The sequence below is a fragment of the Rhodanobacter glycinis genome, from assembly GCF_006438785.1.
GTDB classification, from domain to species: domain Bacteria; phylum Pseudomonadota; class Gammaproteobacteria; order Xanthomonadales; family Rhodanobacteraceae; genus Rhodanobacter; species Rhodanobacter glycinis_A.
On the sequence record NZ_RCZB01000007.1, the window covers coordinates 45,994 to 66,007 of the forward strand.

Annotated in this window: 20 protein-coding genes; 10 read left to right on the forward strand and 10 right to left on the reverse strand. The window is 64.4% G+C overall.

The window, feature by feature from the left end; genetic code table 11:
• Window positions 1-93 precede the first annotated feature (93 nt).
• Complete coding sequence (locus EAH75_RS18195; protein ID WP_140806452.1) at window positions 94-1,014, forward strand: alpha/beta hydrolase family protein; 921 nt, start codon at window positions 94-96, stop codon at window positions 1,012-1,014.
• Between the two features lie 153 nt (window positions 1,015-1,167).
• A complete protein-coding gene (locus tag EAH75_RS18200) occupies window positions 1,168-1,719 on the forward strand; it encodes a hypothetical protein (RefSeq protein ID WP_140654386.1) in 552 nt (183 codons plus the stop codon).
• 125 nt (window positions 1,720-1,844) lie between these two features.
• Here EAH75_RS18200 and EAH75_RS18205 read toward each other — a convergent pair whose 3' ends face one another.
• From EAH75_RS18205 to EAH75_RS18215, 3 genes are all read right to left on the reverse strand, one after another.
• Entirely contained in the window at window positions 1,845-2,942 is a 1,098-nt protein-coding gene (locus EAH75_RS18205) for a S41 family peptidase (protein WP_161596226.1), read from the reverse strand.
• 79 nt (window positions 2,943-3,021) lie between these two features.
• Entirely contained in the window at window positions 3,022-3,687 is a 666-nt protein-coding gene (locus EAH75_RS18210; protein WP_140654390.1) for a response regulator, read from the reverse strand.
• Window positions 3,684-5,090 (reverse strand): ATP-binding protein, encoded by a 1,407-nt coding sequence (locus EAH75_RS18215; RefSeq protein ID WP_140654392.1) that lies wholly within the window; start codon window positions 5,088-5,090, stop codon window positions 3,684-3,686. The genes EAH75_RS18210 and EAH75_RS18215 overlap by 4 nt, the downstream gene beginning before the upstream one ends.
• 216 nt (window positions 5,091-5,306) lie before the next feature.
• Between EAH75_RS18215 and EAH75_RS18220 the strand changes: the two genes are divergently transcribed.
• On the forward strand, window positions 5,307-6,176 hold the full coding sequence (locus EAH75_RS18220; RefSeq protein WP_161596227.1) for an alpha/beta hydrolase: 870 nt from the start codon (window positions 5,307-5,309) through the stop codon (window positions 6,174-6,176).
• A gap of 8 nt (window positions 6,177-6,184) precedes the next feature.
• Here the strand turns inward: EAH75_RS18220 and EAH75_RS18225 are convergent, their stop codons facing one another.
• From EAH75_RS18225 to EAH75_RS18235, 3 genes are all read right to left on the reverse strand, one after another.
• Window positions 6,185-7,330 (reverse strand): M23 family metallopeptidase, encoded by a 1,146-nt coding sequence (locus EAH75_RS18225; RefSeq protein ID WP_140654396.1) that lies wholly within the window; start codon window positions 7,328-7,330, stop codon window positions 6,185-6,187.
• Window positions 7,331-7,463: 133 nt separating this feature from the next.
• Window positions 7,464-7,985, reverse strand: coding sequence for a hypothetical protein (locus EAH75_RS18230; RefSeq protein ID WP_140654398.1), 522 nt, complete (start codon window positions 7,983-7,985; stop codon window positions 7,464-7,466).
• Window positions 7,972-8,772, reverse strand: coding sequence for a peroxiredoxin-like family protein (locus tag EAH75_RS18235; protein ID WP_206666221.1), 801 nt, complete (start codon window positions 8,770-8,772; stop codon window positions 7,972-7,974). The genes EAH75_RS18230 and EAH75_RS18235 overlap by 14 nt, the downstream gene beginning before the upstream one ends.
• Between EAH75_RS18235 and EAH75_RS19675 the strand changes: the two genes are divergently transcribed.
• The 4 genes from EAH75_RS19675 to EAH75_RS18255 all read left to right on the forward strand — a co-directional run bounded on the left by EAH75_RS19675 (window position 8,771) and on the right by EAH75_RS18255 (window position 13,020).
• Window positions 8,771-9,361, forward strand: coding sequence for a TetR/AcrR family transcriptional regulator (locus tag EAH75_RS19675; RefSeq protein WP_161596319.1), 591 nt, complete (start codon window positions 8,771-8,773; stop codon window positions 9,359-9,361). The two genes, EAH75_RS18235 and EAH75_RS19675, sit on opposite strands and share 2 nt — an antisense overlap.
• 573 nt (window positions 9,362-9,934) lie before the next feature.
• Window positions 9,935-10,906, forward strand: a complete 972-nt coding sequence (locus EAH75_RS18245) for a restriction endonuclease (protein ID WP_140806453.1) — start codon at window positions 9,935-9,937, stop codon at window positions 10,904-10,906.
• A gap of 94 nt (window positions 10,907-11,000) precedes the next feature.
• The gene (locus EAH75_RS18250; RefSeq protein ID WP_140806454.1) at window positions 11,001-11,885 is read left to right on the forward strand and encodes an HNH endonuclease; all 885 of its coding nucleotides are present in this window, start codon (window positions 11,001-11,003) and stop codon (window positions 11,883-11,885) included.
• A 244-nt stretch (window positions 11,886-12,129) separates the two neighbouring features.
• Window positions 12,130-13,020, forward strand: a complete 891-nt coding sequence (locus EAH75_RS18255) for a DUF2971 domain-containing protein (protein WP_140806455.1) — start codon at window positions 12,130-12,132, stop codon at window positions 13,018-13,020.
• A gap of 540 nt (window positions 13,021-13,560) precedes the next feature.
• Here the strand turns inward: EAH75_RS18255 and htpG are convergent.
• Window positions 13,561-15,429, reverse strand: a complete 1,869-nt coding sequence (gene htpG / locus EAH75_RS18260) for a molecular chaperone HtpG (RefSeq protein ID WP_140806456.1) — start codon at window positions 15,427-15,429, stop codon at window positions 13,561-13,563.
• 98 nt (window positions 15,430-15,527) lie between these two features.
• A complete protein-coding gene (gene htpX, locus EAH75_RS18265; protein ID WP_140654411.1) occupies window positions 15,528-16,421 on the reverse strand; it encodes a protease HtpX in 894 nt (297 codons plus the stop codon).
• 135 nt (window positions 16,422-16,556) lie between these two features.
• Here htpX and gluQRS point away from each other — a divergent pair, with 135 nt between their 5' ends.
• Both gluQRS and phbB read left to right on the forward strand, forming a co-directional pair.
• Window positions 16,557-17,423 (forward strand): tRNA glutamyl-Q(34) synthetase GluQRS, encoded by an 867-nt coding sequence (gluQRS, locus tag EAH75_RS18270; RefSeq protein WP_140806457.1) that lies wholly within the window; start codon window positions 16,557-16,559, stop codon window positions 17,421-17,423.
• 112 nt (window positions 17,424-17,535) lie between these two features.
• Entirely contained in the window at window positions 17,536-18,276 is a 741-nt protein-coding gene (gene phbB / locus EAH75_RS18275; RefSeq protein WP_140654415.1) for an acetoacetyl-CoA reductase, read from the forward strand.
• A gap of 31 nt (window positions 18,277-18,307) precedes the next feature.
• Here phbB and EAH75_RS18280 read toward each other — a convergent pair whose 3' ends face one another.
• Entirely contained in the window at window positions 18,308-19,093 is a 786-nt protein-coding gene (locus EAH75_RS18280) for a tRNA threonylcarbamoyladenosine dehydratase (protein ID WP_140806459.1), read from the reverse strand.
• Between the two features lie 156 nt (window positions 19,094-19,249).
• On the opposite strand from EAH75_RS18280, the gene EAH75_RS18285 reads away from it, so the two are divergent.
• The gene (locus EAH75_RS18285; protein WP_140806460.1) at window positions 19,250-19,639 is read left to right on the forward strand and encodes a cytochrome c; all 390 of its coding nucleotides are present in this window, start codon (window positions 19,250-19,252) and stop codon (window positions 19,637-19,639) included.
• Window positions 19,640-19,664: 25 nt separating this feature from the next.
• Here EAH75_RS18285 and EAH75_RS18290 read toward each other — a convergent pair whose 3' ends face one another.
• Entirely contained in the window at window positions 19,665-19,967 is a 303-nt protein-coding gene (locus EAH75_RS18290; protein ID WP_140654671.1) for an Mpo1-like protein, read from the reverse strand.
• Between the last annotated feature and the right edge of the window lie 47 nt (window positions 19,968-20,014).

The window sequence follows — 20,014 nt, forward strand, 5'->3', positions numbered from 1 at the left end:
AAGCGATAACCTCTGCACGGGGAAGACGCACGGCAACCCGGCGCCCGCGTTGCTGACGGCCTTCGATGAAGACACCGCCGAGAGGGGAAGCACATGCACCAGCGCACAACATTCTTTTTGCTCGCGGCCGGCGTGATGGCCTGCCTCGCGGGCACGCCAGGCAACGCGCAGGCACGGCCGGCGACGGACTCCAGCCACCTGGTGGCGACGCCGAAACACGCCGACCGCGCGTCCATGGAAACCATGCAGATACCCAGCCACGGCGCACTGATGAACGCGCTGGTCTACGTGGCCGCCGGCGCGGGCCCGCACCCGGCGGCGATCCTGCTGCACGGCTTTCCGGGCAACGAACGTAACCTCGACCTGGCGCAGGACATGCGCCGCGCCGGCTGGGATGTTCTCTACTTCAACTACCGCGGCTCATGGGGCACGCCGGGCGACTTCTCGTTCTCGCACGGCATCGAGGACACTGCCGCAGCGCTGGCCTACCTGCGCCAACCGGATGTGGCCAGGAAGCTGCGGCTGGACCCGACCCGCATCGTGCTGATCGGGCACAGCATGGGCGGCTTCATGACCGTCCAGGGCGCCGCGGCCGATCCCGCCATCAAGGCCTTCGCCACCATCTCGGCCGCCGACATGGGCGGCACGATGCAGCAGATGCTGGCCGAGGGACAGAAGCCGGACGCCTTGCACAAGATGAGCGCCGGCCTTGCCAACGAAGGCATGGCTCCGCTGAGCGGGTGCACGCCGGACGGGCTGGCCCGCGAGCTCGCCGAGCACACGGCGACATGGACGTTCAGCTCGAAGGTCGGCGCGCTGAAAAACCGCAACGCGCTCATCGTCACCTCGGACGACGGCCTGGCGAAGGCGGGCGAATCGTTCGCCGCCAACCTGCGCAACGCCGGCGACACCCACGTGACGACCGTGCACCTGCCCACCGACCATGCCTATTCCGACCAACGCATCGAGCTGTCGCATGCGGTGCTGCAATGGTTGGCGGCACTGCCAAAATAACGTCCGAAGCCGCACTGAAGATCGTGCCGCAGCCTGTCGTCACGTCATCCTGATTGACTGGTCGTGCGTTTGGGAGAACAGTGGGCGTACAGGGGTATGCCTGCTGGCAGGCAACTTCCCTAGTAGCACTGATTCGTGATCCACGGAGGATTTATGAAACGGCTTTCCATGATGTTCGCAGGCGTGCTGGCTGTGGGTGCAAGCGCCGCGATGGCGTCCAGCGGCTCACTCAACGAATTCAAACCCAAAGTCATGCCGGTACTGGTGCATGTGGATGCCAGCGGCAAAGTCACCGAAGTGTCGCCGTCCGCCGAGCTATCGCCGAAGGTCAACCGGCTGCTGCGGCAAAGCCTGGACGAAATGATCAGCAAGCCCGCCACCGCGCATGGGCGGCCGATCAGCAGCCAGTTCATCATCAATCTCGCCGTGCAGGCTTCGCCCCGTCCGGAAGGCGATTACCTCGCCCGGTTTGTCTACGTGTCGAGTTCGCCGGTTCCGAGCGGGTCGTGGTATTGGGTGCACATCGACGGCCATCGGCTGGCTCTGGCGAACAGGAACGACTTTGGCCGCCAGCCACGTTTCCATTTCGACAATCAACGCGGATATCGGGCGGAGAATTTCTCCAACTATTCGCGCACGCCGAGCCCGCCCATTCAAAACACCGCTCGTAGCGCACCCAGCCCCGCGCCGAAACCCGGCCATTGAACGAAAGTCGCGGCAGCGGGGTGAAGTGAACCCGTTTCCGGAAACCGGACGATCGAGTCGAGAGAAGCCCGCCATGACAGGCGGGCTTCTTGCTTTCAGTACCGCACCGGACATCGAGTTGGACGTCATTCCAGCTCTTGGATGCGTTCCTTCAGTTTGTGCTGCCAGACCGGATCCGCCTCGGCCGTAAGGAGATCCTTGAGGATGGCGAGCTGCGCGACGTCGAGCGCGTTCTTCGCGGATGTCTTTACGTCCGGAACCACGCCCACGCCTTCCCAGTCGGTATGAGTGACCGGATTGATGGGCCGACCGGATGGGACGAACATCATGAAGTGCGCGTCCAGTCGATGCGGGCCGCCCGCATGCGCACCGCCGCCGGTGGTCTCGCCGATCAAGGTCGCGCGCTTGTTGTTCTTCAGCGCATAGGCGAAGTCCTCGCAACCGGAGAACGTGTCGCCGCTGGTCAACAGGTAGAGCTTGCGCGCCTCGCCGTACTTCGTACCTGCCACGCTCGCCTGGGTCCAGCGCTGTTCGGTGCGGTTCTCGTCGCGCCAATAGACATCGTTGAGGTGGGTGGGCTTGTCGTACAGATAGCTGGCGAACAGCATCACGCCTTCCGGGTCACCGCCGTGGCAGTGACGCAGGTCGATGATCAACGCCTTGGTGTCGCTCATCATGGTCATGGTGGCGGCGATGCGCGTGGCGATCTGGTCCTTGCGGCCGAACTGATGCATGTCGACATAGCCGATGTCGGTGGGCAGCCGGTCGACATTGTTGAAGCCGAAGTTGAAGCGCTTCGATTCGGACAGCTCCGCGGCCTCGTCCACCGGCGATTCGGCCGGGTCGGCCTTCAGTGGTATCGCGTCTTCGAAATAGCGCACTTCCAGGTGCTTGTCGTGACTGTCACGCTGCAGCGCGTCGGTAAGCGTGTCCGCGAATTTTTCGGCGCTGACCAGCGAATCGAAATCACCATGCTGCAATTGTGCGCGCAGGTTCTTTCCCATCACTGCGGCCTTGTCCGGAAAGACATAGGCGCGATCGAGACTGGCGACGATGCCGTCGACCACTTCGGCGCGGATCGCCTTGTCCACGGTCATGTCTTTCTGCGGTGGCCCGGATTGCGCGTGTCCGGGCATGCCGAACAGCGCAAGCCCTGCCCCGCACAACACCCCCGCGCCGGCCAGCGCGGCGATGCGCGTCTTCGTTTTCCTCTGCATGGTCATCTCTGCATTCCTCGTTGGGTTCATCGGTAGCCGACGAGCCCAGCGTCACAAGGAAATGTGGAGACATTGTGGGGATGCCCTACAGCTCGAACCGGTAGCCGAGCCCGTAGACGGAATGGATGGCCTCGGCATCGGGTATCACCGCGGCGAGTTTCCGGCGCAGGTTCTTGATGTGGCTATCGATCGCGCGGTCCGTGACATCCAGGTTGTCGCGACTGGCCAGATCCAACAGCTGCGCCCGCGAAAAGATCGTGCCCGGCCGCTTCACCATCGCGGCGAGCAGGCTGTATTCGGTCGGCGTGAGGTCCAGCAGTTGTGCGCGGATGCGCACGCTGCGCGCGGCCTCGTCGATCTTGACCAGCTGCGCGTTGTCGTCAGGCTTGCGTGCACGACGCAGGATCGCCTTGATGCGCGCGACCAGCTCGCGCGGGCTGAATGGCTTGCACAGATAGTCGTCGGCACCGCTTTCCAGGCCCAGCAACCGGTCGATTTCCTGCACCCGCGCGGTGACCATGATGATCGGCACCTCGGAAAATTCCCGCACCGCCTTGCACAGCGCCAGGCCATCGAGGCTCGGCAGCATGATGTCCAGCACGATCAGGTCGGGCACGTTGCGCTGCACGCTGGCGAGCGCTTCGCGACCATCAGCGATCACCTTCGCCGTGTAGCCCGCGGCAATCACGTAGTCGGCCATCACCGAGGACAGGTCGCTTTCGTCTTCGACGATCAGGATGCTTGCGCTCATCTGAAGCTTTCCAGCGGCAGCACGAGGATGACGCGCAGGCCGCCCAGCGGCGACTCGGCGAACACCAGCCCGCCGTCGTGCGCCTCGATAATGTGCCGGCTCAGCGCCAGTCCCAGCCCCGCACCACCGAGTTGCCGGTTGCGAGAGGATTCGACACGGAAGAAGCGCTCGCCCAGGCGATCGAGCAGATCCGCGGGCACCGCCGGTGTCGAGTCGTCGATCGCGATGTGCAACTCGTCGCCGACCACCGCACCGCTGACCATGATGCGGCCGCCGGCATCGGTGTAACGCACGCTGTTCTCCAGCAGGTTGTTGACGACCTGACGCAGCCGTTCCACGTCGCCATGCACCATCGTGCGCGGTGGCACGGTGCCGATCGAAGCGGCCAATCCCGCGACGCGGAATTTCTCGGCGAAGCCGGCGAACACGTCCTGCACCAGTAGCCATGCATCCGTCGACGCCTTGTCGTACTGCCGTTGACCCAGGTCCGCGCGCGCCAGCTCGTACAGTTCGTCGACCAGTTTGGTCAGCGACTGCACCTGCCGCAGCATCAGCGCGATGGTGTCGGGTGTAGCAGTGCGGATGCCGTCCTGCAGCGCCTCCATCTGCACGCGCAACACGGACAGCGGCGTGCGCAATTCATGCGAGGTATCGGCCACCCACTGCTGGCGCCAGTGCTCGGTGTCCTGCAGCCGCGCCGCGACCTGATTGAAGGTGTCGGCCAGCTCGCCCAGTTCGTCGCTGCGCCGTATCGACAGCCGCGTAGCGAACTGCCCCTGCCCCAGCCGGCGCGCGCCGTCGACCAGCTGTTTCACTGGCCGGCGAAAATGCGCCGCCAGCAAACCGGCCGCCAACACGCTCAGCAGCACGCCGATCGCGGCGAGGATCGCCAGGTTTCTCTGCTGCTCGATCAGAAACGCAATCGCCAGCTCGTCGTCGGGATTTTGCGACTTGGCGACGACGAGATAACCGACGGCCTTGCCATCGACGACGATGGGCCGCTGGATCCGGTCGATCGACGCCACTACCACCATCATCCGGTTCGCGATCGCGCCAGCTAGGTAATGCTCGTTGTCGTCGAGCAGGCCGATGCGATAAGCCACGCTCGGCGACAGCGGCGTGGCGCCTGACTTCTGATCGGCCTGCACGCGCGCCAGTTCATCGCGCAGCCAGCGCTTCCGTTGCTCGGGCGACGCCGGCAGAAACGACCAGTCGTGGTGCTGCCGATACTGCGTGGACAGCGCGCCGACCAGATCGTCAAGGCGATCCATCTCGCTGTTGGCGGCGGGCTGCGCAGGATGGTCGGACAGCTTCCAGCGCACCAGCTCCACGCCGATCGCCGCCACCGCCATGATCGACAGCAGCACCGCGAAGAACAGGCGTTTGCCGATGGAAACTCTCAAGTGCGTTATCCCGCGATGCCAGTCGGCGCAAGCTAGTGGAGATCAGGGGTGGTGGCAAGGTGGAGCGCGCGGCTTCACGGGCCTGTCTGGCATCGGCGCCTTCCCGCGCAGGGGAGATGAATCTGGCAACCTCTCTTTGGTTTCGGGATAGGGTCAGACTGCAAGCGGCATCCAGCCGCAACCGGAGGGCTTATGCGACAGACAACGGTATATGCAGTGGGCGTATTCGCCATCGGCTTGCTCGCCGCTTGCAGCGCCCACGCACAGACCACCGTGAAAATCTGGCCGGGCGCGGCGCCCGGTTCCGAGCATGAAACCCAGCAAGAGCAGGTGGTGCATGGCACCCCCGTCGGTACCGTCGTCCTCGACGTGACCACGCCGACGTTGACGGCCTACTTACCGGAACCGGCCAAGGCCACGGGCACCGGCGTGATCATCGCGCCGGGCGGATACTGCGTTGCGCTGACCATCAGCCTGGAAGGCGAAGACGTGGCTCGCTGGCTGCAGCAACGAGGCATTGCCGCCTTCGTGCTCAAGTACCGCCTCAAGGAAAAGAAACAGCAGGGCATCCCGAAAAATCCGGACATGGACGCCGCCTGCAAAAACGGGATCGCCGATGCGATCCAGGCCATCAAGCTGGTTCGACAACACGCGACGCAATGGAACATCTCGCCGACGAGGGTCGGCATCCTCGGCTTTTCAGCCGGCGGCATGGTTGCCAGCGGCGCCCTGCTCCAGCCGGACGCGGCGGCACGTCCGGACTTCGCTGCGCTGATCTACGGCGCCCCGTTCGGCGTGATGCCAATCATCCCGCCCAGACTGCCGCCCGTCTTCATGGCCTGGGCGCAGGACGACGACGTGGCCCGCGCGCCCGTAGTGAAGTTCTACGACACCTTGATGGCCGCGGGCCAGAAACCTGAGGTCCATATCTACAGCGGCGGCGGCCATGGCTTCGGCATGCGCAGGCAAGGCACCAGCAGCGACCACTGGATCGATGACTTCGATGCGTGGCTGGCAGCGCAAGGGTGGACGAAGCAGCCCGCGCGCAAGACGAAGCTTGGCGACCGAGCCACCGGCAGCTCTTGAGGCGAGCGCTACTTCCCCGGGAACTCCACCACGGCGCTGGGTGCGGGCATGTCTTGGCGTCGGCCGTGCGCGGCGTGCGCAGGCAACGCACGCCATGGCCTGCCCGCGTCGAAATCGTCCAGGTTCGGATAGTCGCCGAGTACGTCATAGCCGGCGATGACAAACGGCAGCCCTTCGCCAGCCAGCGGCGCGGCACCGTCGCTGACGTGGAAATGCAGGTGCGGGCCGGTGGAGTCGCCGCTGAAACCGAGCGCGCCGATCACCTGGCCGCGCTGCACATGCTCACCGGCATGCACCCGGACGCTGCCGGGGCGCAGATGCTCGTAATGCGCGTAGCGGCCCTGGCCGAGATCGAGCGAGACGAAGTTGCCGCTGCCCTCGCCCAGCGGATGCCGGGGGTTCTTCAACGTGGGGCTCTCGGGGTAGTCGTTGCGCGTGGCGATCACCCTGGCATCGGCTACCGCCAGCACGTCCGCGCCATAGCCGAGCCAGTTCGTCACCGCCTGTTCGTCACCGCGCACATGACGTCCGCTCGCGTCCAGCCGGAACCAGTCGATCGCGAAACGCGCGGGGATCCGCGCCCGGCCGTCCAGCGCAAACATCACCCGACGATGGCCGCGCGGTACCGACGCGTCATAGATCGCGAGCCACGGTCCGCCGCGCAGCGGCGGCGCAAGCACCACCGGCGCACGCTGGTCGACCGCCACCACGCCACCGGCCACATCGCCCGGTTCGCGCCCGTGCGCCGTGGTGGTCTCGTACGTCAGCCGGTGGATCAGCTGGCGCGGCACGCGGGTACCGGCGGGCAGCGTCACCTCCACGTAGATCACCGCCTGCACGCCGGCAGGCATGCCGTGCGTATCCGGCGACTGGTCGGTGCCGGCGATCGCCATGCGCGCCAGCAGCGTGGGGCCGGCCCACGACGCCAGCGGTTTTTCCGGGGCATCCGCGTCAAGCACTTCCAGCTTCGTGGGCACCATGCCGACGCCGGCATAGTTCGTCGCGTGCAGTTCGTACACCAGCTGCCGCTGGCCGCCGATCGTCACCGCCGTCGGCGCCTGCGGCACCTGCAGGTCGAACGATTGATGCAAGGTGGCCGACGCGACCGGCATCGACAGGCACGCGAGCAGCATCAGCAGAAGAAGTCGGATCATGGTTGCCACTCTGTGGGGGGATATACAGCGATGCACGCTTCGGCACCGGCGGCGAGGCGCTCGACTATCGCGCGAAAACGCTGCCGGCATATCTGCCAGTAGTCATCTCGTGCTCGGCGCCGGAACGGGCTCGTCACGCCTGCCCCGCCCGGCTGCGGGCGCGGGCGTGCCGGCCATGCCGGACGAGGCGATAGAGCCGGCAGGCGGCAACCACACCAAGCACTAGTTGCAGGACTCCGGTGGTCTCGAAAAACCCGTCGCCGGGAAGCTCGTACATCGGCGGCGGAAACAGCCGCGCCAGCAGCGGCGCCGAGGCACCGCCGAAATACAGCGCGTTCTTCAGCGCATGGTTGTAGCCGCCCTCGAACAAGCCGATCCCCGCCACCGGCAGCAGCAAGTCGAGCAGGCAGAACACCGCCCACGCGGCCGTGTGCGCCACGCCGGCGGGGCGACGACGCAGCACATGCACCGCACCCCAGAGCAGCAGCGCCGTTACGCCCGCCACGATGACGACATGCAGCCGCCAGGGCGTGTCGTAGGCATACGCGCCGTAGGCGTGATGCACGGCGGTCAGCAGCAGGATCGCCAGTGCCGCATGCAGCGCGCGCGACAGCAGGATGCGGGAGGGTTCCATGCCATCGCTATGCATCGGCATGCCCTGCTTCCGGCTGTGCCGCGCCGGTGCGATGGTTCGCCCGCGCTACCGATGCTTCCCGATCCGTGGCTCGGGCGTGTTCGAGAATCTCGTCGACCGACCAGTGGTCGTCCGCGTGCGCGCCGTACTTGCACGCCAGCACCTCGCCCGCGCCGCCGATCAGGAAATCCGCCGGCAGCCCCAGCGCCGGCTCGCCCGCTTCGCGGCCGGCGCCGAACGTGGCCAGGCCGCGGGCGATGGCGGCCCACGCGCGCGGGTCGAGCACCGAGCGCAGCGACGCCTTCACGCCGAACTCGCGGTACAGCTGCTGCTGCGAATCGGCCACCACGGCAAACGGCAGGGCAAGATCGTGGCGCAGCAAGACCTCGCTCGACGAGTGGAACACCGCCACCTCCAGAATGCCGGCTTTCACCAGCTCGTCGTGCCGTTGTGCGATCGAGCGCAAGTGCAGCTTGCAGACCGGGCAGCCCGCGAATCGCCGGAACTGCAGGTGCACGACATGGCGCGGATCAGGAACGTGGATGAGTTGATCACGCGTCGTGACCAGCTCGCGCGGTGGCAGGCGGTCGCCGGCGCGGAGCCGCGCGGCGCCGCCGGACGCGCGGCGTGCAAGCAGATTCAACATGGACGATGGCCTCGGCTGTGGCACATGATGTTCGTTATCGGAAAGATGTTCCGCGGCGGGCATGATGTCCGCGGCCGGCCGGTCGGGCCAGCACAGGCGGGACCGCGTTGTTTCATACCGGACATCGCACGGCGGATTGTCCGGAAACCGGAGGCGGGCCATGGCCGCACACGAAGACCGCAGGATCCAGCGCACGCGGCAACTGCTGCGCGGATCTCTGCTGGCGCTGGTCAGGGAAAAAGGATTCGAGGCCGTGTCGGTGCAGGAGATCGCCGACCGCGCCAACGTCGGCCGCAGCACGTTCTACGCGCACTACAGCGACAAGGAGGAACTGCTTCTGCACGGCTTCGACGAGCTGCGCACCCTGCTGCGGCAACGCCAGCGCGAGGCGCGTTCCCGGCCGGGCGAACGCAGTGCGCAGCTGTTCGGCTTCAGCCGCGAGCTGTTCGAGCATGTCGGCCACCACCGCGACGTATTCCACGCCATGGTCGGCAAGCGCAGCGGCGCGGCCGTGCAGCAGCGCCTCCAGAACCTCGTGATCGACCTCGTGCGCGACGACGTGAAACTCGCCCTGCCACCCTCCCGCGCCAAGGCCACCCAGCGCGAGCCGCTGGTGCGCTTCATCGCCGGCGCGCTGTTCGGCCTGCTCGCCTGGTGGCTGGACGAACAGCCGAACCTGTCGCCGGACGACATGGACCGCAGCTTCCGGCAACTCGCCGCGCCGGCGCTGGACGCGGCAGCGCCCATGTAAACCAGTCCGGGTGCACGGCTTCGCAAGCTGCCTGCGGAGATGCACGCTCGCCGTGTTCTGTTTTTCCCGAGAATCCCTCACTCAAAGGCACGCGATCCGTAGCCGACCGCCGGGCCTCCTGCCGCAACCCCGCGAGCCTCACCCGCAAGGCTTCTGGTGTTGCGCGCAAAGTGCAAAGGCACCCCCGCAAGCTTCCAACTTCCGGCCACGAGGGTGTCGGGCCCGGCAGGCCAAACCTCCAAACGTCGAACGCAAACCTTTTCGCGTCGCGCGCGACACTCCAGGCATCGTGCGCAAGGCTTTGAACGTCGCGCGCAAGGTTCAAAGGCCTGAAACGTCGAGGTTCGCAGCCCCGCCCGCAAGGCTCACCACCTTGCACGCCATGCCGACCACCTTCGCCCGCAAGGCTTTCACCGTTGCGCGCAAGGGTTCGGGCTTTGCGCTTCGGAGTTTCAGGCTTGCGCGCAAGCTCCAGACTGTTGCCAACAGATCCTCAGGCGTCGCCGGTCGGTATCCCCATGCGGACGTTTGCAGTACGGTGGCTGCGCCAAGGAGTGCTCAGGGGGGAGTGATATGGCGAAACGCAAGCAAGGCGGCATCGAGCAGATCGCCTCGATGCCATGGCAGGCGGGTGTCCTGCTCGGACTGATCGGCTATCTCGCCCTCCGCTACGGCATTGGTTGGTACTTCGGCGCCCACAGCGATCCACTTTCGGCAGGTATCGCGAATGGTGCTCGCGGCGGCATGCTGGCGCCGCTCGCAGGGATATGGCTCGTGGGTTGCTGGATCGGCGCGCTCGCCTCATTCGCCAACCGGGGCAAGCGCCGCCGGCTCCTCGATTCGCAGACCGGCATCGAAAGCCTGCGCGCCATGCGCTGGAGCGAATTCGAACTGCTGGCCGGCGAAGCGTTTCGTCGCCAAGGCTACGCCGTCGAAGAAACCGGCCTCGGTGGCGCCGACGGCGGCATCGATCTGATCTTGCGCAAGAGCGGCCAGATCACCTTGGTGCAGTGCAAGCAATGGCAGAACCGACAAGTCGGCGTCAAAGTCGTGCGCGAAATGTACGGCCTGCTCGTGCACCACAAATCTGCCGCCGTAAAGATTGTCGCTCTCGGCGACTACACCGGCGACGCCCATCGCTTCGCGCAAGGCAAGCCCATCGAACTGATCCATGGCGGTGAGCTGATCGCCACCGTGCGTTCGCTGCAAACCACCAAGGCCCGCTCCAAAGGCCCGATGGACACGCCACTGGCTCTCATCGGAAGCATGGTCGCAAGCCTGTTTCTGATTGCAGGGCTCTCGTCCTCCACAGCGAGCATGTCGCGGACAGGATCGGGTGCTGCATCCCCTGTCGCTTTCCAGCCCACACTCACACCGCAACCACTACCGATCCCGCATCGCTCCACAGCACCGACGCCACGCGCCCAGCCAGTGATCTATGCGAGCAATTCGCAGAGCGACGCAGAGTTTCGCGAGTGGAAGAAGAGAAACGCCGAGTCGATGAAGATTCTGGAGAAGAGGGTGAAGGAGATGCCGCTACGTTGATATTCCTTCGTACGGCGATATTCGGAAACGGATATGTCTAGAGCCCCTCCCCAAACCCCGGTTTCCATCGTTAACCAGCATTTCATAGGGCAACATGACCAACGCGATATTCACCGCTTCGGAAAGCTCGGCATACGACGATCGCATCGAAGTGCGCTACCACTTCCCTCGCACCTACCTGCGACAGGTCGAGCAGACGATCGGCGACTGGATCGTCTACTACGAGCCACGCCGGACAACCGGTCCGAACAGTGCCACCGGTCGGCAGGCGTATTTCGCATTAGCTCAAGTCACCAACGTCACACAGGACTCGGAGCGAGCAGATCACCACTACGCCCACCTACAGAACTTCCTGGAGTTCGACCAAGCCGTACCTTTCCGCGAAGGGCCGGCGTACCACGAATCCCGCCTGAAAAAAGAAGATGGTTCAGCCAACAAGGGCGCGTTCGGTCGTTCGGTTCGACTGATACCGGCCGACGAGTTCGCCAGCATCGTGCAGATAGGCCTGTCTGCCGCACCCGAACCTTGGGAGCTGGCTGACCGAGTGGCCGAACCCGTACCCGAATACGTCGTTCACCCTCTAGTCGAACAGGTCGGCCTACGGAAATTCCGCGATGTCGCCTTCCGGCGACACGTCCGAAGTGCCTACGCCAACACCTGCGCCGTCACCGGCCTGCGCTTGATCAACGGCGGCGGCCGCCCCGAGGTGCAGGCCGCGCATATCCGCTCGGTGGAAGCTGATGGCCCGGACACCGTTCGCAACGGCATCGCTCTTACCGGCACGGCTCATTGGCTGTTCGACCGCGGCCTGCTCAGCTTCGCCGATGACTACACTATCTTGCTGTCTCCGCATGGCGTGCCCGATGGACTCGACAAGCTGATCTTGCCGGAGCGAAAGCTACAAATACCGACCAACCCCGACCTGCGGCCTCACGCAACTTATCTCGCGTGGCACCGCGATCATTGCTTCAAGCACTAGCTCCAAATTTTTCCGCCAGAAAGTCCACTGTGCTCCTTGTTTTCGACCACGGCAATTTTCCCGCCCGCGTCCCGGTGTGGCAGCGGCGCTACAAGAAAAATTCGAAGAATTTGCTACTGCTTTGGCAGGAACATGCGTAGACCCAAGCTATAGATACTCGAGGAAAACGGAGATTTCGAAGATGGACCATGGTTCGATGTCTAGAGACATTTCTCCTGTAGAAATCCATCGGAACTGACATTTAATGTTGATCTACAAATATCTAGCGACTGATCGGCCCCAGGCACTCGATAACGCCACGCTCCGTGCGACACAAGCCGACGCATTAAACGACCCTTTTGAACTCAAACCATTTTTCCGAACCATTTTTGAAATGAGCGATCTCACGAGCATCCTTGCCGAACAGGCTTCAGAGGAAAATTTGCTCGATAGGGTTTACGAGCAGTTACCTGAAAACATTCGTGCTCGGTTGTCAAAAGAGAACGTAGGCGTCCTCATGGCGCAGGACGAGATCCGACAGGGCATGGAAAAAACGCGCCGGGATTTTCGCACGGCGGTCTCTCACGAACTTCCAGCCCTATCGTCACGCGCGCGAGAAATCCTCCACGAGCAGCTGGGTTCCAAAATAGGCATCATCAGTTTCACGGACGACCCGACAAACCCACTTATGTGGTCGCATTACGCATCAGAACACCGCGGCTACGCCATCGAATTTGATGGCACACACCCGTTCTTCGATCGGCGTCGGTCAAAAGAGGATGAGTTTTTCCATCTTCGACCCGTTCGATATATGAACAACTTGAGCGCACATGAGAAACTGGCTGATCTGGATGGCACCTCGGTGCTTTGCGCCAAGCAAAGCGCTTGGGCATATGAGCGCGAGCACCGTTTGCTGGTGCCAGTAGATCCGTCCACTCAAACAGACGTTACTAACCCGATTCACCTCATTCACTTTCCCCGCGAATGTGTTCGAAGCGTCATTCTTGGGGGACGGTCAACGGTAGTGCTGGAAAGCGAGTTAGGCACGATCCTGCAGCGCTACTCAGCATACGCCGACGTCAAACTGCGACGCGCGACCGCGGACTTTGCCAGTGGCTCAATCGTGATAAGTGATGTGAAAGCAACCAACATCTAGTAAGTGTCGAAATCGCCGTCCATCCTGATGAGCCGTTCGGGTGGGGTCGAGTATCTGGGTTCGAGCTACTTCCGGCGACCAACCACTCGGCCTAAGTCCCACATCGCCCGCGTAGCGGGCGTACCGAGTGCGGGCCAGGATGGCCCGCTGCTCTACCCGGGGCCCCTGCGCGGCGGTGAGCTGGGGACGACAGGCCGCGTAGCGGGAATCGGCAGGAGGCCGATTCCTTTTCGCCAGCACAGGGATGTGCTGTCGAAAAGCCCGGCCCCAGCTCACGGACTTGCCGGGCATGGATGCCCGGCAAGCGCCAAGCGGGGTGGCCTTCTCTTTTGGTTACTTTTCTCTTGGCCACGCAAGAGAAAAGTGACTCGGGCTCCGTAGGAGCACGAAAGCTCTGCGCTAAAGGCCAACCACAGAAGCGATTCCGGCCTTCGCCGGAATGACGAGGGATAGGGAGTGGAGTGGCAAGTGGTAGTGGATGGCGACAAAAAAAGGCCGCCAAGTCGGCGGCCTTCTCGTCTCAGCAAGGCGCCCCGCGCCTCACCCCAACAACACCCGATTCAACCTCTGCACAAACGCCGACGGATCCGGCAACTGCGCCCCAGCGGCAATCTCCGCCTGCTCCAGCAGCAACGTGGCCAGATCCTTCGCCTTCGCCTCATCCGTTTCCGCCTCGACGCGCTTCAGCAACGCATGCTGCGGATTGATCTCCAGCGTGGGCTTGTTCTCCGGCATGTCGTGGCCGGCTTCGCGCAGCAGGCGGGCCAGGTGCGGCGCCATCTCGTAATCGGCCAGCGCCAGGCAAGACGGCGAATCGGTGAGGCGGGCGGAGACGCGCACGTCGCCGACGCGGTCGCCGAGCAGGTCCTTGAGTTTCTTGACCAGCGGCTCGGCCTCCTTCGCGGATTCCTCCTGCTTCTTCTTGTCGGCCTCGTCCAGCGGCAGTTCGCCCTTGGCGACGTTCTGCAGTTTCTTGCCGCTGTATTCGCTCAGGGAGCCGAGCATCCACTCGTCGATGCGGTCGGACATCAGCAGCACTTCGGTGCCCTTGGCCTTGAACGCTTCCAGCTGCGGGCTGCCGATGGCGGCGGCGTGGCTGTCGGCGGTGATGAACCAGATGGTGTCCTGGCCCACCGGCATGCGACCGATGTAGTCGTCGAACGAGACGGTCTGCGCGCTGCCCTCGCCTTTGGTGGAGGCGAAGCGCAGCAGCTTGGCGATGCGCTCGCGGTTGTTGGCGTCCTCGCTGATGCCTTCCTTGAGCGTGTTGCCGAACGCCTTGTAGAAGGTGGCGAATTTCTCCGGCTCGTCTTTCGCCAGCTTCTCGATCAGGTCGAGCACGCGCTTGACGCAGGCGGACTTGATGCGCTCGAGCTGGCGGTTCTGCTGCAGGATCTCGCGGCTGACGTTGAGCGGCAGGTCGTCGGCGTCGACCACACCGCGCACGAAGCGCAGGTAGTTCGGCAGCAGCTCTTCGGCGGCGTCCATGATGAAGACGCGCTTGATGTAGAGCTTCAGCCCCTTGCGCTCGTCGCGGCCGCCCATCATCAGGTCGAACGGCGGTTGCGACGGGATGTACAGCAAGGTGGTGAAGCTCTGGCTGCCCTCGACGCGGTTGTGCGTCCACGCCAGCGCGTCGTTGAAGTCGTGGCCGAGCGACTTGTAGAAGCTCTGGTAATCGTCGTCGCTGATCTCGGACTTCGGCTTGGTCCACAGCGCCGAGGCGGCGTTGATGGTTTCGAATTCGTCGGTCGGCTTGCCATCCTTCTCCACCGGCATGCGGATCGGGAAGGCGACGTGGTCGGAGTACTTGGTGATCAGCGACCGTAGCTGCCAGCGCTTGAGGAACTCATCCTCGTCGGCCTTCAGGTGCAGGATGACGGACGTGCCGCGCTCGGCCTGCTCGACCTGTTCCAGCGAATACTCGCCCTTGCCGTCGCTCTCCCACTTCACGCCGTCGCTCGCCGGCGCATCGGCGCGGCGGGTGATCACGGTGACCTTGTCGGCCACCACGAAGGCGGAATAGAAGCCCACGCCGAATTGGCCGATCAGCCGCGCGTCGGCCTTCTGCTCGCCCGACATCGCTTCGAGGAAACGCTTGGTGCCGGAGCTGGCGATGGTGCCAATGTTGGCCACCACCTCGTCGCGGTTCATGCCGACGCCGTTGTCGCGGATGGTGACGGTGCGCGCGTCCGGATCCCAGCTCACGTCGATGTGCAGCTCGCTGTCGCCGGCGGAAAGTTCCGGCTTGGCGATCGACTCGAAGCGCAGCTTGTCGCAGGCGTCGGACGCGTTGGAGATCAACTCGCGCAGGAAGATCTCCTTGTGCGAGTACAGCGAATGCGTGACCAGGTGCAGCACCTGGGCGACTTCGGCTTCGAATTTGCGGGTTTCGGCGGGTGCGTTCATGCGTGGATGTTCCGTTGTTGCGTGGATGTTGAATGGTTTGACTCGTCATGCCGGCGCAGGCCGGCGTGACGGATCTGAAGTTTACGGCCCGACGGTATTTACGCGGCGCTCTGCAGCGCGGCGATGCGCTCGTCCAGCGGCGGATGGCTCATGAACAATCTCTTGAGGCCGTCCGTCAGCGGGCCGGAAATGCCGAACGCGGCGATCGTCTGCGGCAGTGTGCTCTCGCCGTGATTACCTTTCAGTCGTTGCAGCGCGGAGATCATTGCTCCGCGACCGGCGAATTGCGCGCCGGCCGCGTCGGCGCGGAACTCGCGCCAGCGCGAGAAGGCCGCCACGATGATCGAGGCGAACAAGCCGAACACCAGCTGCAGCACCATCACCACCACGAAGTAGCCGATGCCGCTGCCTCCGCGGTTGTCGTCGCGGCCGCCCGCCATCCAGCTGTCGACCAGCCGGCCGACGATGCGCGCGGCCAGGATCACCAGCGTGTTCAGCACGCCCTGGATCAGCGTCAGCGTGACCATGTCGCCGTTGGCGACGTGGCCGATCTCGTGGCCGAGCACGGCGGTGACCTGCTCGCGATCCATCTGCTGCAGCAGGCCGGAGCTGACCGCCACAAGCGAGCTGTTTTTGGTCATGCCGGTGGCGAAGGCGTTCATCTCCGGCGCGTCGTAGATCGCCACCTCGGGCATGCCGATGCCGGCGTTCTGCGCGTGGCGACGGACGGTGTCGACCAGCCAGCGCTCGCTCTCGTTCTGCGGCTGCTCGATCACCCGCGCGCCGGTGGACCACTTGGCGATCATCTTGGACATCGCCAGCGAAATGAAGGCGCCGCCCATGCCGAACACGGCGGCGTAGGCCAGCAGGCCGGTCATGCCGCCATAGCCGCGGGCGGCCGCCATCTGGTCGATGCCGAACAGGTGGCAGACGATGCTCAGCAGGAGCAGGACGGCGAGGTTGGTACCGATGAACAATGCAATGCGACGCATGGCTGTCTCTCTGGGTGGCAGTCATGAAGGGAGTGTGGCGTGAGCTGAAAATTCGGGGCGGCACCGCCCGCTTTCAAGGGCGCGGGCCGCCATCGCTGCGCATCCGGCCATGCGCACCTCCCCTAGAATGAGCCCATGACGTACCGCGGTCGCTTCGCCCCCTCGCCCACCGGGCACCTGCATTTCGGCTCGCTGGTTGCCGCGGTGGGCAGCTGGCTGTGCGCGCGGCAGGCGGGCGGCCAATGGTTGTTGCGCGTGGAAGACATCGACCCGCCGCGCGAAGTGTCCGGCAGCGCGGCCAGCATCCTCGCCGCGCTGCCGGCATTCGGCCTGGTGGCGGATGCGCCGGCGTTGTTCCAGTCGCAGCGTATCCAGGCCTATGACGCGGCGTTCGAGCAGCTGCGCGCCGCGAACCTGATCTTTCCGTGCTGGTGCAGCCGCAGCGACCTGGCCGGAGCGAACGGCATCCACCGCGACGGTCATTGCATCGCACCGCCGCACCCGGTCTACCCGCCGGCATGGCGATTGCGCACGCCGGATATCGAGATCACGTTCGACGATGCCTTGCAGGGTCCGCAGCGGCAGAGCCTGCGCAAGCTAGGCGGCGACTTCGTGATACGCCGGGTCGAGGGTTTCTACTCGTACCAGCTGGCCTGTGTGGTGGACGACGCGTTCCAGGGCATTACCGAGGTGGTGCGCGGGCGCGACCTGCTCGATTCCACCGCGCGGCAGATCTGGCTGCAGCGCTGCCTTGGCCTGCCGACACCGGGTTATCGCCACTTGCCGCTGGCGCTGGATGCCCACGGGCGCAAGCTGTCCAAATCCGACCAGGCGTTTCCGGTGGACCCACACGCCCCGCTGCCGGCATTGCGACATGCGCTGGCGTTTCTGCAGCTGCCGGCGGCCCCGGCCGCGTGCCGCGTGGACGAGTTGCTGGCCCACGCGCTGGCGAATTTCGACCCCACCGTTTTGCCGCACTGCAGCGGTCACTCTGTCCGCTGAAACGTTATAAATGGGCGTACGCGCCGGTTCCGCATGGCAATGATTGCAACACTGGCTTGCCATGATCCGCTGCGACAGCCTTCCGCTTCACCTCCACAGGAGACACAAGGACATGACACAGCGCACGGCATTGGTCACGGGCGGCACCGGTGGCATCGGCAGCGCGATCGTTCGCTACCTCGCCGGACAGGGACATCGGGTGGCCACCAATTATCGCGACCCGGACAAGGCCGAAGCCTGGCGCAAGGCGATGGCGGCGGATGGCATCGAGGTGTGCATGGTGCAGGGCGACGTCTGCGACCCGACTGCCAGCGAAGCGATGATCCGCGCGATCGAGGAGAAGTGCGGGCCGATCGACATCCTGGTCAACAACGCCGGCATCACCCGCGACACCACCTTCCACAAGATGACCTACCAGCAGTGGACGGAGGTGATCAACACCAACTTGAACGCCTGCTTCAACGTCACCCGCCCGGTGATCGAGGGCATGCGCGCGCGCAAGTGGGGGCGCATCGTGCAGATCAGTTCGATCAACGGCCAGAAAGGCCAGTACGGCCAGGCCAACTACGCCGCGGCGAAGGCCGGCATGCACGGCTTCACCATCTCGCTGGCGCAGGAGAACGCGAAGTTCGGCATCACCGTCAACACCGTCTCGCCCGGCTACGTGGGCACCGACATGGTGATGGCGGTACCCGAGGAAGTGCGCGAGAAGATCGTGGCGCAGATCCCGGTGGGGCGGCTTGGACGCCCGGATGAAATCGCGCACGCGGTGGCGTTCTTCACAGGCGACCAGGCCGCCTGGATCACCGGGGCGAACCTGGCGATCAATGGCGGGCACTACATGGGTTGGTGAAAAGCTGACTCGAACGACCTGATTCGTCGTTTCATTTCCCCAGCAACTTCTCCAGCACCTTGCCCACGGCCGCGAACGCGAACGCGCCGGTCACATGCGTCGCGGCGCCAAGCCCGCCACCGCAGGCCAGGTTCAGCGCATCACCGCCGGGCGGACGCGTGCCGCACACCGTGCCGTCCGGTTGCGGGTACTGCACGTTCTGCAGCGAATAGACGGCCGACACGCCGAAGTAGCGATCCGGGTTGCGCGGAAAGTTGAAGTCGGTGCGGAGCTTCTTGCGGATCAGGCTGAACATCGCATCGTGCTCGGTGCGCGACAAGTCGCGCACGCGGATCTGGGTGGAGTCGGTGCGCCCGCCAGCCGAACCGACGCTGACGATCGGCAGCTTGCGACGCCGACACCAGGCGATCGTTTCGAGCTTCACCCGGAACGCGTCGCAGGCATCCAGCACCACGTCGTAGCCGCGATCGAGCAGCTCGTCCAGCGTGGACGGCGTGAGGAAGCGTTCGATCGCCTCCAGCCGGATGGTGGGGTTGATCGCATGCGCGCGCGCTGCCATCACGCCGACCTTGGGCTTGCCGAATTCGCCATCCAGCGCATGCAGCTGGCGGTTCGTGTTGGATACGCAGACTTCGTCGGCGTCGATCAGGGTGAGCCGGCCCACGCCGCTGCGCGCCAGCGCCTCGGCGGCCCACGAACCGACACCACCGATGCCGATCACGCAGACATGTGCATTCGCCAGTGTGGCCACGCTGCCGGTGCCATAGAGACGTTCGACGCCGGCAAAGCGCTCGGCCGGGAAATTCATCTCGCTCATGCCGGCACGCCACCGGTTGCATGTCTGATCTTGTCTGTGGATATCACGGGTCTGCCTTGATGCGATGCATGGGTCATTTTATCGCGCGTACGTGCCTGCAACGCGTCGACGCGGGTTATTCTTGCGGTCATCTTTGTCAGCCATGGAATCGAACCGATGCGCGTTGCACTCATGCTCTTGCTGGGACTGGTGATTGGCGTGCTCGGCACGGCACAAGTCATGAACGTGCTGGCGGCGCGCAACCCGATGCCGAAGGCGGTGATGGTGACGATGGGCTACCACATGGGCGAACTGAGCCATGCGCTGAAGGCCAGGCAGTGCGACGCGGCAAAGAGCCAGCATCACCTGGAACGCATGCAATCCACCGCCACCGATATCGTGCCGGTATTCGGCATCGACGAGAAAATGTTCACCGACAAGGCCGGCGAGCTGCAAACCCGCTTGCAGCAGGCCGTGCAGGCGGCACCTGCGGACTGCGCCGCGCTGGCCGCGGCGATCAAGCCGATCGGCGACACCTGCAAGAGCTGCCACCAGCAATACCGCTGAATCTGCTTGCAGGGAGCGAGGCTTTTCAGAAGCGGATCTTGCCGCGCCATATCTGCCCGTACATCACCCAGTCGCCAAGCAGGCTGTAAAGCGGATGCTTGAACGTGGCCGGGCGGTTCTTCTCGAATCCATAGTGGCCGACCCAGGCAAAACCGTAGCCGGCCAGCGGCGCCAGCCACAGCCAGCGAAGCTGGCCACTCAGCGCTGCCAGTACAACCACCACGATCACCAGCGTGCTGCCGATGAAATGCAGGCGACGACAGGTGCGGTTGCTGTGTTCGCCCAGATAGAACGGGTAGAACTCGGCAAAACTGTGAAAGCGGGACACGTTGGTGCTGGACATGATGGGCTCCACGGTTGCTTGCGCCGGGAATG

Bases quoted from the DNA above. Each gene is read 5' to 3' on its own strand.
- EAH75_RS18195 (WP_140806452.1), top strand. From the start codon at position 94: ATGCACCAGCGCACAACATTCTTTTTGCTCGCGGCCGGCGTGATGGCC.
- EAH75_RS18200 (WP_140654386.1), top strand. From the start codon at position 1,168: ATGAAACGGCTTTCCATGATGTTCGCAGGCGTGCTGGCTGTGGGTGCA.
- EAH75_RS18205 (WP_161596226.1), bottom strand. From the start codon at position 2,942: ATGACCATGCAGAGGAAAACGAAGACGCGCATCGCCGCGCTGGCCGGC.
- EAH75_RS18210 (WP_140654390.1), bottom strand. From the start codon at position 3,687: ATGAGCGCAAGCATCCTGATCGTCGAAGACGAAAGCGACCTGTCCTCG.
- EAH75_RS18225 (WP_140654396.1), bottom strand. From the start codon at position 7,330: ATGATCCGACTTCTTCTGCTGATGCTGCTCGCGTGCCTGTCGATGCCG.
- EAH75_RS18230 (WP_140654398.1), bottom strand. From the start codon at position 7,985: ATGCCGATGCATAGCGATGGCATGGAACCCTCCCGCATCCTGCTGTCG.
- EAH75_RS19675 (WP_161596319.1), top strand. From the start codon at position 8,771: ATGGCCGCACACGAAGACCGCAGGATCCAGCGCACGCGGCAACTGCTG.
- EAH75_RS18235 (WP_206666221.1), bottom strand. From the start codon at position 8,772: ATGGCCCGCCTCCGGTTTCCGGACAATCCGCCGTGCGATGTCCGGTAT.
- EAH75_RS18245 (WP_140806453.1), top strand. From the start codon at position 9,935: ATGGCGAAACGCAAGCAAGGCGGCATCGAGCAGATCGCCTCGATGCCA.
- EAH75_RS18250 (WP_140806454.1), top strand. From the start codon at position 11,001: ATGACCAACGCGATATTCACCGCTTCGGAAAGCTCGGCATACGACGAT.
- EAH75_RS18255 (WP_140806455.1), top strand. From the start codon at position 12,130: ATGTTGATCTACAAATATCTAGCGACTGATCGGCCCCAGGCACTCGAT.
- htpG (WP_140806456.1), bottom strand. From the start codon at position 15,429: ATGAACGCACCCGCCGAAACCCGCAAATTCGAAGCCGAAGTCGCCCAG.
- htpX (WP_140654411.1), bottom strand. From the start codon at position 16,421: ATGCGTCGCATTGCATTGTTCATCGGTACCAACCTCGCCGTCCTGCTC.
- gluQRS (WP_140806457.1), top strand. From the start codon at position 16,557: ATGACGTACCGCGGTCGCTTCGCCCCCTCGCCCACCGGGCACCTGCAT.
- phbB (WP_140654415.1), top strand. From the start codon at position 17,536: ATGACACAGCGCACGGCATTGGTCACGGGCGGCACCGGTGGCATCGGC.
- EAH75_RS18280 (WP_140806459.1), bottom strand. From the start codon at position 19,093: ATGAGCGAGATGAATTTCCCGGCCGAGCGCTTTGCCGGCGTCGAACGT.
- EAH75_RS18285 (WP_140806460.1), top strand. From the start codon at position 19,250: ATGCGCGTTGCACTCATGCTCTTGCTGGGACTGGTGATTGGCGTGCTC.